The sequence below is a fragment of the Desulfovibrio subterraneus genome, from assembly GCF_013340285.1.
Classification (GTDB): Bacteria; Desulfobacterota; Desulfovibrionia; order Desulfovibrionales; family Desulfovibrionaceae; genus Halodesulfovibrio; species Halodesulfovibrio subterraneus.
In genome coordinates this window covers 146,954-159,129 of the sequence record NZ_BLVO01000004.1, presented here as the reverse complement: position 1 = coordinate 159,129, position 12,176 = coordinate 146,954, and the positions used below count along the sequence as shown (strand labels likewise).

At 58.9% G+C, this 12,176-nt stretch carries 8 protein-coding genes and 1 pseudogene; 8 read left to right on the top strand and 1 reads right to left on the bottom strand.

The features are described 5' to 3' along the window. Window positions 1-79 precede the first annotated feature (79 nt). From pheT to HUV30_RS01115, 8 genes and pseudogenes are all read left to right on the top strand, one after another. Window positions 80-2,488 carry a phenylalanine--tRNA ligase subunit beta gene (gene pheT, locus HUV30_RS01150; RefSeq protein WP_174403563.1) on the top strand — a complete coding sequence of 803 codons (2,409 nt, stop codon included), beginning with the start codon at window positions 80-82 and terminating at the stop codon, window positions 2,486-2,488. An 88-nt stretch (window positions 2,489-2,576) separates the two neighbouring features. After that, window positions 2,577-2,804, top strand: a pseudogene (locus HUV30_RS01145) (MerR family transcriptional regulator); the annotation flags it as partial. Window positions 2,805-3,724: 920 nt separating this feature from the next. Further along, entirely contained in the window at window positions 3,725-4,381 is a 657-nt protein-coding gene (gene rpe, locus HUV30_RS01140) for a ribulose-phosphate 3-epimerase (RefSeq protein WP_174403562.1), read from the top strand. Window positions 4,382-4,594: 213 nt separating this feature from the next. After that, window positions 4,595-6,592 (top strand): transketolase, encoded by a 1,998-nt coding sequence (gene tkt / locus HUV30_RS01135; protein ID WP_174403561.1) that lies wholly within the window; start codon window positions 4,595-4,597, stop codon window positions 6,590-6,592. 296 nt (window positions 6,593-6,888) lie between these two features. Then, on the top strand, window positions 6,889-8,067 hold the full coding sequence (locus tag HUV30_RS01130; RefSeq protein ID WP_174403560.1) for a phosphoglycerate kinase: 1,179 nt from the start codon (window positions 6,889-6,891) through the stop codon (window positions 8,065-8,067). A gap of 379 nt (window positions 8,068-8,446) precedes the next feature. Next, the gene (locus HUV30_RS01125; RefSeq protein ID WP_174403559.1) at window positions 8,447-8,950 is read left to right on the top strand and encodes a MauE/DoxX family redox-associated membrane protein; all 504 of its coding nucleotides are present in this window, start codon (window positions 8,447-8,449) and stop codon (window positions 8,948-8,950) included. Further along, window positions 8,947-9,465 (top strand): rhodanese-like domain-containing protein, encoded by a 519-nt coding sequence (locus HUV30_RS01120; RefSeq protein ID WP_174403558.1) that lies wholly within the window; start codon window positions 8,947-8,949, stop codon window positions 9,463-9,465. Before HUV30_RS01125 ends, HUV30_RS01120 begins: the two co-directional genes overlap by 4 nt. 273 nt (window positions 9,466-9,738) lie before the next feature. After that, window positions 9,739-10,716: a quinone oxidoreductase family protein gene (locus HUV30_RS01115; RefSeq protein ID WP_174403557.1), complete on the top strand. Its 978-nt coding sequence runs from the start codon at window positions 9,739-9,741 to the stop codon at window positions 10,714-10,716. A gap of 210 nt (window positions 10,717-10,926) precedes the next feature. On the opposite strand, the gene HUV30_RS01110 is transcribed toward HUV30_RS01115, so the two are convergent. Next, the gene (locus HUV30_RS01110; protein WP_174403556.1) at window positions 10,927-12,147 is read right to left on the bottom strand and encodes an HD domain-containing phosphohydrolase; all 1,221 of its coding nucleotides are present in this window, start codon (window positions 12,145-12,147) and stop codon (window positions 10,927-10,929) included. Window positions 12,148-12,176: the final 29 nt, after the last annotated feature.

Below are 12,176 nucleotides of genomic sequence, written 5' to 3'. Positions count from 1 at the left end.
GCAATGATCATATCTTCCGTCGCAAGTGCGGCGGGCAGGCATGCCGCACGGGTATCCGTGCAGTGCATGGGAGTCTGACATGCTGTTGAGTCTCAAATGGCTGCGTGAATTCGTTCCCTTCGAAGGCACTCCCCAGGAGCTTGGCGACAAGCTCACCATGCTGGGGCTTGAGCTGGAAGAGATCATCCATCCCTTTGCCGCCATCAAGGACATGGTCGTCGGCCATGTGCTGGAATGCGTCAAGCATCCTGAAGCCGAAAAGCTCTCCGTCTGCACCGTGGACGTGGGCGAGGCCGAACCGCTGACCATTGTGTGCGGCGCCCCCAACGTGGCCAAGGGCCAGAAGGTGCCTGTTGCCAAGGTGGGCACCACCATGCCCGACGGCATGCAGATCAAGAAGGCCAAGCTGCGTGGCCAGCCCTCGCACGGCATGATCTGTTCCGAGCGTGAGCTGGGTCTCTCCGAAGACCACGACGGCATCATGGTTCTGCCCGGAGACTTTGTCCCCGGTGCCAATCTCGTGGAATCTCTTGATCTTGATGAAGTGGTGCTGGATATTTCCATCACCCCCAACCGTGCAGACGGTCTGTCGGTGCTCGGCCTTGCCCGTGAAGTGGCACTGGCCTTTGATCTGCCGCTGACCATGCCTTCCTTCGAACTGAAGGAATCCGGCGAAGACTGCTCGCGCGATGTCGCCATCGAGATTGCCGACCCCGACCAGTGCCCCGTGTTCCACGGCCGCATTCTTGAAGGTTTCAAGGTTGGCAAAAGCCCCGCGTGGCTGCGCTACCGCCTTGTTGCCATCGGCCTGCGCCCCATTTCCAACATGGTGGACATCACCAACTATGTGATGATGGAACTGGGCCAGCCCATGCACGCCTATGACCTTGATCTGCTGGAAGGCAACCGCATCGTGGTTGATTTCGCCAACGAAGGCGAAACCTTCGTCACGCTGGACGGTCAGGAACGCTCCATGAAGGAGTCTGACCTGATGATCAAGGACGATGTACGCAGTGTGGGCATTGCCGGTGTCATGGGCGGTCTGAATACCGAAATGAACGACGAGTCCACCCGCGTCTTCCTTGAAGCCGCCGTGTTCCGTCCCGGTTCCGTGCGCAAGACTGCGCGCCGTCTCGGCCTTTCTTCCGATGCGTCCTACCGCTTTGAGCGTGGTGTGGATCAGGTGAACTGCCTGTTCGCCATGAACCGTGCCGCCTCCATGATGGCGGAGCTTTCCGGTGCTGCGCTGCGCCCCGGTATCTGCAAGTCCGAACCCCGTCCGTGGAAGGCGCCGGTGCTGCGTTTCCGCCCCGAGCGTGCCCGCGACCTGCTGGGCGTGGACATTGCCGATGCCTTCTGCCGCAAGACGCTGGAAAAGCTCGGCTGCTCCGTGGACGTTTCCGACGCTGCCGACTGGAAGATCATTCCTCCCAGCCATCGTCAGGACTACGAACGCGAGGCTGACCTTATTGAAGAAGTGGCACGCGTATACGGCATGGACAACATTGCCCCCGTGCTGCCCAAGGTGAGCCGTCCTCTGGAAGCCCGCGACGATGCCCGCAACGAATATCTTTTCTGGGCCAAGATCAAGCGCTGGGCCAGCGGCCTCGGTCTGAACGAAGTCATCAACTATTCCTTTGTGGGACAGAAGGACCTCGATCACCTCGGCCTGCCCAAGGAGCCCCGCATTCCCATCATGAATCCGCTGACCGCGGAGCAGGATGTGCTGCGTACCGAACTGGCTCCCGGCCTGCTGCAGAACCTGCGCCACAACCTTGCGCAGGGCAACACCGGTCTGCGTCTCTTCGAACTTGCACACATCTTCGAAGCCGACAGCACTTCCGATACCACCGCCCGTGAATCAGGCCGCCTGAACATGCTTGTGTACGGCGACCGGTATGATGCCGAGTGGCCTCAGGTGCAGGCAGAAGCCGATTATCAGGATATCAAGGGCTATGCGGAACATCTGCTGGCTCACCTGCATCTCGGCCGTCCTGCTTTCGAGCTTGAGAAGGACCACAGCTGGATGTCTCCCTGCGTCTCCGTGACCGTGGCTGGCACCCGTGTGGGCGTTATCGGCCGCGTGAAGCCGGAAATTGCCGATGCCTACCATGCGAAGAAGGATGTGTGGATGGCTGACCTCGATACCGACCTGCTGTGCGACCTGCACGCCAGAAACGCCATCGAGTTCCAGTCGCTGCCCGTGTATCCGCCTTCGCGCCGCGACATTACGGTCATGGCTCCTGCCACGCTCAACGTGCAGGCCGTGATTGATCATGTGGAAGGCATGAAGCTGCCGCTGCTGAAGAACATCGTGCTTATCGACGTGTTCGTTCCCAAGGCGGAAGAGGGCAAGGACGCGGAACGCAACCTGACGTATCGCCTGACCTTCCGCCACGCAAGCAAGACGCTTACGGACAAGGAAGTGGACAAGGAACGCGCAAAGGTGGCAGAATCGCTGCAAAAGGCGCTGGCTGTCCGCATTTAGCCCGCCATGTCACTCCCGACATGGCATGGCCCGAAACGCTGCAGTGACGGGCATGGCTGAAAACGGCAAGCCCCCGGATGGAGGATTCATGCAGGAGAGGACATACCGGATTGGAGAAGCGGCCAAGCTGCTGAATCTGAAGACTTATGTGCTCAGATTCTGGGAAACCGAGTTTCCCCAGCTTACCCCGCATCGTACGGAGAAAGGACAACGCCTGTATTCAGAACAGGATGTTGCCATGCTGCGTACCATCCGGCATCTGCTCCATGAGCGTGGGTTGACCATTGAAGGCGCGCGCAAGATTCTCGCCGAACAAAAAGATTCAATGCTGCCCCTCGGGGAGGGGGATTCTCTCCCTCCCGAGGCGGTGGTTCCGGAAATCACCCAGCCTCTCTACAGCGCGGCTCTGGCCGAAGCCGTTCTCAGCGCATTGCAGCGCACAGGGCAGAGCGGTTATCTTGGTCCCCATGATGATGAGGACGAGGCCGCGCCTGACACCCAATCCATAGAAGCCATCGTGGCCCGTGTCATCGCGTCGGGCGAGGGAGTGCCTCCGGATTTCAGGCCGTCATCTGCGGTGGCCGGTTCGGATCAGGTCGGTTCCGATTCCCATCTGTCGGATCAGGATATGCCGGATCATGACGGACTTGCCCCTGTTGCGGCCAACCGTTCCGCATCCGGCCTGCAGGCATCTGCCTATCCGCAGGACGACGTGACGCCGGAATCGCTTCCCTTCGGGGGGGCATCGCCGGCGCAATCCGGTCACCAATCCGGCCAGCTGCCAAATTATCAGCCTGAACATCGGCCAGAACATCGGCCAGAACATCAGCCAGATCATCAGCTGGCCCAGCCTCCCGGTCACCAACTGAGCCATCAGCTGGGGCAGCAACTGGTGCAGGAGATGCAAGGCTCGCTGCTGTTCTATGCGCAGCAGGCCGCTGCTGCAGCAATGACGCAGGGTGCAACAATGACGCAGGGCGCAGCAGGGCAGGAGCCCGTGGCATCACCCCCCGTTGCTTCCGAACAGGCGGCCCCACCGCAGGCCGGACTGGTGAAGGAAGTGATAGAAGAGCTGGAATCCTTGCGCGAGATGCTTTCTCCGCGCCGCTTCAGATAGATTTTACCGCTAATTTTACCGCTCGGGCCGGCGCAATGCCGCCGGTGAAAGAGCATCCCGTTCACACGGTACACTGCCCGGCGGTATGCAACCCCTCGGGCGAACAATGAGAGAGTATCATGATTCTTTCCCCTTCGTTGCTGTCGTCGGACTACGGCAGACTGGCTGATGAACTGGCCGCTCTGGAAGCTGCTGGATGCAAGTGGGTGCACTGGGATGTCATGGATGGCTCCTTCGTGCCGAACATCACCCTTGGCGCGCCCATCATCAAGCGCCTGCGCAAGGCCAGCAAGCTGTTCTTTGACGTGCATCTGATGGTTGACCGTCCCGAACGCTATATCGGCGACTTTGTGGACGCCGGTTCCGACATGATTGTCGTGCATGCCGAATCCACCGCGCATGTGGAACGTGCTCTTGCCGAGATCAAGCGGCAGGGCGTGCAGTGCGGCGTGGCACTGAACCCGCATACCCCGCTCACCGTGCTGGACTATGTGCTGGACCAGCTGGATATGGTGCTGCTCATGAGCGTGAACCCCGGCTTCGGCGGCCAGAAGTTCCTGCCCTTTACCATGCGCAAGATTGAAGACCTTTCCGCCATGATAAAGGCCCGCGGTCTGAAGACCCTGATTCAGGTGGACGGCGGTGTGGACCCCGACAACACTGCAGAGCTGGTCCGGCGTGGTGCAGACGTGCTGGTTTCCGGTTCCGCGTTCTTCGGATTCCCCCCCTACGCCGAGCGTCTGAAGACCTTCGAAGCCGCAGCCGCCAAGGCATAACGACGAAAAGCCCCGTGTTCTGCACGGGGCAAATTCATACTTGTCATATGCGCCGTAACAGTCTAGTTGACTGCCAACCGCTACCGCACGGCACGCCATGCGAGCAGGCGGCGCGAACGTCCGGCAGTGTCCGGACGTATACAATGGTCCGCTCTCCAAATCCCTTGCAGGAGTGCGGCAGACGAATTTTTGTATCTCTCCCAGGAGGAAACAATGCCCTCTCGTAAGCATCTCGCCAACGCCGTCCGCGCCCTGAGCATGGACGCAGTCCAGAAAGCCAAGTCCGGTCACCCCGGTGCGCCCATGGGCATGGCCGATATCGCCGAAGTTCTGTGGAACGACTTCCTGAAGCACAACCCCGTCAACCCTCACTGGTATGACAGGGACCGTTTTGTGCTCTCCAACGGGCACGGTTCCATGCTCATCTATTCCCTGCTGCACCTCAGCGGCTACGATCTGAGCATGGATGAAATCAGAAACTTCCGCCAGATGGGCTCCAAGACTCCCGGTCACCCCGAATACGGCATCTGCCCCGGTGTGGAAACCACCACCGGTCCTCTGGGACAGGGCATTGCCACCGCAGTGGGCATGGCCATGGGCGAACGCCTGATGGCCGCGCAGTTCAACCGCGAAGGCTTTGAAGTTGTCGACCACAATACCTGGGTATTCCTTGGCGACGGCTGCATGATGGAAGGCATTTCCCACGAAGCCTGTTCCCTTGCCGGAACCCTCGGCCTGGGCAAGCTGACCGCCTTCTGGGACGACAACGGCATTTCCATCGACGGCAAGGTTGACGACTGGTTTGCCGATGACACCCCCGCCCGTTTCGAAGCCTACGGCTGGCACGTTGTGCGCGGTGTTGACGGTCACGACGGCGAAGCTGTCCGCAAGGCAGTGCTGGAAGCACAGGCTGTGACCGGCAAGCCCAGTCTCATCTGCTGCAAGACCGTGATCGGCTGCGGTTCCCCCAACAAGGGCGGTTCCTCTTCCACCCACGGCTCTCCCCTCGGCGATGAAGAAATTGCACTGACCCGCAAGAACATCGGCTGGGACTATCCGCCTTTCGAGATTCCTGCCGACGTATACAAGGGCTGGGATGCCCGCGAAGCCGGTATTGCCCGCGAAACCGCATGGAACGACCTGTTTGCCGCATACAAGGCTGCCCATCCCGAACTGGCTGCCGAGTTCGAGCGCCGCATGCAGGGCGACCTGCCCGCAGACTGGGAAGCACACGTAGCCAAAACGCTGGCCGACTTCAATGCCGCCGGTGAAACTCTGGCCACCCGCATCGCTTCCCAGAAGGCTCTTGCCGCGCTGGGTGTGAAGCTGCCCGAAATGGTGGGCGGTTCCGCCGACCTGACCGGTTCCGTAGGCACCAAGTGGGCCAATTCCGTGGTGCTCAAGCCCGGTAACTGGAACGGCAACTATGTTTCCTACGGCGTGCGCGAGTTCGCCATGGGTGCCATCATGAACGGCATGGCCCTGCACGGCGGCCTTCTGCCTTACGCCGGCACCTTCCTCATTTTCTCCGACTACGCCAAGAACGCCATCCGCCTTTCCGCGCTCATGGGCATCCGCACCATATGGGTGCTGACCCACGACTCCATCGGCGTCGGCGAAGACGGCCCCACCCACCAGCCGGTGGAACAGGTTGCCGGTCTGCGCCTCATCCCCAACTGCCATGTATGGCGCCCCTGCGATACCGTGGAGTGCACCGAGGCATGGCGTAGCGCTGTGGAATTCAAGACCGGTCCTTCCTGCTTCTCGCTGACCCGTCAGAACCTTCCCTTCATGCAGCGCAGCGAAGGGGCTCTGGCAAACATCAAGCGCGGCGGCTACGTGCTGCGTGATTGCGAAGGCACCCCCGAACTGATTCTCATCGCTTCCGGTTCCGAAGTGGGCCTTGCCGCACAGGCAGCGGAAAAGATGACTGCCGCAGGCCGTAAGGTGCGCGTGGTTTCCATGCCCTGCACCAACGTCTTTGACGCGCAGGATGCCGCCTACAAGGAAAGCGTGCTGCCCGCAGCCGTTACTGCCCGCGTGGCAGTTGAATCCGCTTCTGCCGATTTCTGGTGGAAGTACGTGGGCCTGAACGGTGCCGTGGTGGGCATGACCACCTTCGGCGAATCCGCTCCCGGCGCACAGCTCTTCAGCCACTTCGGCTTCACCGTGGACAACGTTGTTGCCACGGCGGAAAAGGTGCTGAAGTAGCCGTATTCCGGTACGGGTAACCGCTGCCGTATATACTATGGACTTGAGGCCCGAACGTGCTATTATGCGCACGTTCGGGCCTTTTGCATGAAATTGTTTTTTATTGTAGGACGTTCCGGCCGGCGCGCGAACCCGCTTTTGCGGCCGGTGCGCACGAGTTTCTCCCGGGTATGCTGACTGGGGAGGAGCGAGCATGATAACGTGTCTGCTTATTCCGCCGAACCGCTGTCCGGCCCGTTTCGGACGGCGCTCTCGGCCGACTGGTATAACCGCCCCATAAGAACAGGAGAACTGCGATGGCAGTGCTGAAAATGGCTGACCTCGATCTTTCCGGCAAGCGTGTACTTATCCGTCAGGACCTGAACGTGCCCATCAAGGAGGGAAAGATCACCTCCATGAAGCGCATCAACGCCTCGGTGCCGACCCTGCGTCTGGCGCTGGAAAAGGGCGCCGCCGTCATCGTCATGTCCCACCTCGGACGGCCCACCGAAGGCGAATATGCGGAAGAATTTTCTCTCAAACCCGTGGCTGCCGCACTGAGCGAAGCACTGGGCATGGAAGTGCCTTGCGTAGCAAACTGGTTGGACGGTCTAAACGTACGCCCCGGCCAGGTTGTGCTGTGCGAGAACGTGCGCTTCAACAAGGGTGAGAAGAAGGATGATGAAGCGCTTGGCAAGAAGATGGCTGCCCTGTGCGATGTGTTTGTGATGGATGCCTTTGGCACCGCACACCGTGCACAGGCAACCACCAGTGCTGTTGCCCGTTTTGCTCCCGTGGCCTGCGCAGGGCCTCTGATGGTGCAGGAACTGGAAGCACTGGGCAAGGCCCTTGGCACGCCTGCCCGCCCTGTGGTGGGCATTATCGGCGGTTCCAAGGTGTCCGGCAAGCTGACTCTGCTCGACAACCTTTCTTCCAAGGTGGACCGTCTTATCGTGGGTGGCGGCATTGCCAACACATTTATCCGTGCGGCCGGTTTCAACGTGGGCAAGTCCCTGTATGAAGAAGAGCTTGTTGCCGAGGCAAAGCGCCTGATGGAAGCCGCAAAGGCTGCCGGTGGCGAAATTCCCGTGCCTGTGGACGTTGTTGTGGGCAAGGAGTTTTCCGAAACCGCCGAAGCCGTGCTCAAGCCTGTGGATGCCGTGGCCGACGACGAGATGATTCTGGACATCGGCCCTGCAACCTCCAAGCTGTATGACGAAATACTCTCCAAGGCCGGAACCATTGTCTGGAACGGTCCCGTGGGTGTGTTTGAAATCGACCAGTTCGGTGCAGGCACCAAGGCCCTGTGCGAATCCGTTGCCAACAGCCCCGCATTCTCCATTGCCGGTGGCGGCGATACGGTTTCCGCCGTGGGCAAATACAAGGTGGCCGATCGCATTTCCTACATCTCCACCGGTGGCGGTGCCTTCCTCGAATTCCTCGAAGGCAAGGTTTTGCCCGCTGTGGCGGTGCTTGAAGAGCGCGCCAAGGGCTAGACGTTTGTCTGCAGACTGCTAGTCATTTTTGGGTTCTGTCTGGCAGGGACCAGACATTCCTGCACCTCGTATACGCGATGAAAATCCGTTTTTGGACCGCAGTTCCGGCGTAACGGGAATATGTTGTACTGAAAACGAGGGGGTGTCATCAAACTGCAGGCTTATGCCTTGTCTCTCCGGTCACTTTAGACGACTTGCTTTTAATCCCCCGGATATTCGTATCCGGGGGATTTTTTCTTGGGGGATTTTTTGTGAATGCAGCCCATATATGGAGAGGCGGATATGTCTCGCCTTGCTATTGATTTTATCTATGCATTACAACCAAGCATATTTTGACTTTCGATTTCCTCTTCTGCGGTATGCCTGCTATCCAACGGGAATGACTGCAATCCATAGAAAAAACGGCCCGTGGGGCAATGTGAAATCGCTGCTCCCCTTGGTCGTGCGTCTGGCTCTTGCGGCCGTCTATATCTATGCCGGTGTCGGCAAGCTCATGGACATTGAAGCCTTTGCGCGCGTGGTGGAGGAATATCGCATTCTTCCGCAGCCTCTTCCGGCGCTTGTGGCTCTGGTGCTGCCTCTTGTGGAGGTGGTGGCCGGTGCCGCACTGGTGTTCAATGTCCGGGGCAGCCTTACCGCCATAACCGGAATGACGGTGCTTTTCATGGGCGTGCTCGCCTATGCCATTGCCGCCGGATTGACCATAGGCGACTGCGGCTGCTTTGAGCCGGGGGAGTTGCCTGAAGGCGTTGAGGATGGTTCCATGCTCAAGACTGCCTTCTGGCGCGATGCCGGATTGCTGCTGGGGTGTCTGTATCTTTACTGGTCGGGAAGGTCCGACTCCAACGTGATGTCCTGTCAAGAAATCGAGGAGACAGTATGAAAAAGGTTCTTTTTGCGCTCGTGTGCCTTGCGGCCGCGCTCTCTCTGACCGGTTGTCTGGATTTCCTTTCCAAGGCGAGCGAAGTTGATCTGGAAGCCAAGGTCATCAAGTTTTCCAAGGAAGTTCAGCGCGGCGACTACCAGCTGGTTTCCACCGAAGAACTGAAGAAGATGATGGAAGCCGACAAGAATCTGCTTGTGGTGGACACCATGCCCTACGAAGCTTCCTACAAGAAGAATCACATTCCCGGTGCTGTGCAGTTCCTGTTCCCCATTCCTGACATGAACGAATGGGACGCCAAGGAAACCGACGGCAAGAGCGTGGAAGATTTCAAGGCTCTGCTGGGCGAAGACCTGAACCGCCCCATCGTTTTCTACTGCGGTTTCGTAAAGTGCACCCGTTCTCACAACGGTGCTGCATGGGCGCGCAAGCTCGGCTACACCAATGTGTACCGTCAGCCCGGCGGCATCACCTCCTGGATCGAAGCCAAGTACACTGTCGATTCCATCAAGTAGTTCCGCTGCGAGCAGCTTGTTCTGGGCCGGATGCGTTTATGCGCATCCGGCTCTTTTTTTGTGCCTTTGCCAGGTACCGGAGAGGCGTGGTGCGGTTTGTCGAGGTGGGGCGGAAAGTGAGTGCCGAGTAGCACCGGAGTGCAGGCGAAGTCTTTTTGTGCCTGCTATGCATTTGGGCTTCACACGAATCGCCGGATTGCGGTATATATGGAACCGTGGGAGTCCGCTTTCGGGTGTTCCGGAACGGGCAGCCCGCAGCAAGGAGAGATATATATGACTCACGCGATCCGCATGCATGCGACAGGCGGACCCGACATGCTCCAGTGGGAGGCATATGATCCCGGTGAACCGTCATCCGGAGAGGTGTTGCTTCGCCACGTGGCTGTCGGTGTCAACTTCATAGATGTGTATCACCGCAGCGGGCTCTATCCGCTGCCCACTCTGCCTGCAATAATCGGGATGGAAGGTGCCGGTGTGGTGGAGGCGGTGGGAGACGGAGTTACCGAATTCAGGCCCGGAGACAGGGTGGCCTATGCGGGCAATCCTCCCGGTGCCTATGCCGAAGTGCGGCTCATTCCGGCCCGCAGGCTGGTACCGCTGCCGGATGCCATTCCCTTCGATCAGGCCGCAGGCATGATGCTGCGCGGCATGACAGCCCGCTATCTGCTCTTCGGCTGTTTTCCGCTCAAGGCAGGGGATACGATTCTCATTCACGCTGCCGCAGGTGGCGTGGGGTCGGTGGTCTGCCAATGGGCGCGGCACCTCGGGGCTACCGTTATCGGCACGGTGGGTTCGGTTGCCAAGGCGGAAGTGGCCCGCGCAAACGGCTGCCAGCATCCAATTCTCTACCGTGATGAGGATTTTGTCGCCAAGGTCATGCAGCTGACCGAAGGCAGGGGCGTGGACGTGGTGTACGATTCCGTGGGCAAGAGCACGTTCATGAAGTCCCTGAGCTGTCTCAGGCCCATGGGCATGCTGGTATCCTTCGGCCAGTCCTCCGGCTCTGTGCCGCCTTTTGATCCCGGCATACTGGCGGCCAAGGGATCGCTGTTTCTCACCCGCCCGAGCCTCATGCACTATACCGAGGCGCGGGAAGATCTTTTGGCCCATGCTCGTGATCTGTTTGAGGTGGTGCAGAAGGGAGCCGTGCACATTTCCATCGGCCAGCGTTTTGCCCTGCATGAGGCAGCGGCAGCGCATCGGGCGCTGGAAGCCCGCAATACGACAGGATCTACCATACTGATGGTGTAGACATGAAAACGCCCGCGAAAGCGGGCGTTCAGACTGCTGACGAAGTCATTTTTTGGTATTTTTGGCTCCGCCGGGGAGGAACCTAACGTTCCTGAACCTCGTATACGCGATGAAAATTCGTTTCTGGACTTCAGTTCCGGCTTAACGGAAATGCGGTTTTACTGAAAACGAGGGTTTGCCATTAACTTGAAACGCCCGCGAAAGCGGGCGTTACTTCTGGTTGTACTTGGCGCGAATGGCCAGAATGACGTCGTGAATCTGCATGAAGGCTTCCACCACTTCCGGATCGAAATGGGTGCCGGTGTCCTGCCGGATGATATCAAGCACTTTGTCCTCCGGGTAGGGATCCTTGTAGGAACGTGCGGAGACAAGGGCATCATACACATCGGCCAGAGCACATATGCGGGCCACAAGGGGAATCTCTTCGCCGGATTTACCGCGCTTGCCCAGATGCGGCTGCCCTTCGAAGACGTTGTCCATGACACCGGGATACCCGTTGCCCACCCACTTTTCATGGTGGTTCAGGGCAATGTCGCGGCACATGACATCAAGGTCGGATGTGGCATTCTCAAACAGCCTTGCGCCGAACACCGTGTGCATCTTTATGACGCCGAATTCCTCTTCGGTCAGCTTGGCGGGCTTTTTGAGAATGGAATCGGAAATGCCCACCTTGCCCACATCGTGCAGCATGGCGGCAAGGCGGAGAAGGTCTTTGGTGCGCTTCAGTTCCCTGATGGGCGTTCCCTTGTTCAGGGCGTAGCGGTGATAGATTTCGGCGGAATAGGCCCCTACACGCTGGACGTGAGCGCCGGTTTCCGAAGGGTCGCGCAGCTCGGCCATCTTCATCATGCGCAGAATCAGTTCGCGGGTCAGAATACCGCGTTCAATGGCTATGGCCGTGTTGTTGGCAAAAAGGGTGACGTAGGTCTTCGCCTGTTTGTCAAAGGGGATGTACCTGCCATAGCTGTCCTTGGCGTTGAGAATCTGCATTACGCCCACAAGTTTGCCCTGCGCCATCTTGAGCGGAATGGCCATGATGGACGTTGTGTGGTAGCCGGTGGCCCTGTCGTAGGACTCGTTAAAGCTGAAAGGCGTGCCGGCCGGCAGGTTGTAAGCATCGTCAATGACCAGCGTTTCACCGGACAGGGCCGAATATCCAACAATGGATTTCTCGGTTATGGGAACGGCGAAGTTGGAATAGACCGCCGCGTTGGTGGCATCCTTGGCAAAAAGGGTGTCGTTGTGGACATAGCTGAAGCGCAGCTGGTCCTCTTCCACAAGGAAGATGGAACCGGCATCCGCATTGGTCAGCGCCCGGACTTCGAGCAGAGTCCTGTCGAGAATGGTATCAACGTCCTTCAGCTGGTTCAGTTCGTCACTGATCCTGAGAAAGCTGTTGATCATGTTTTCCGGGGTGTTGATGTCCGTCATCTGCCATGCTCCCTGTGGCCGGAAGGTGC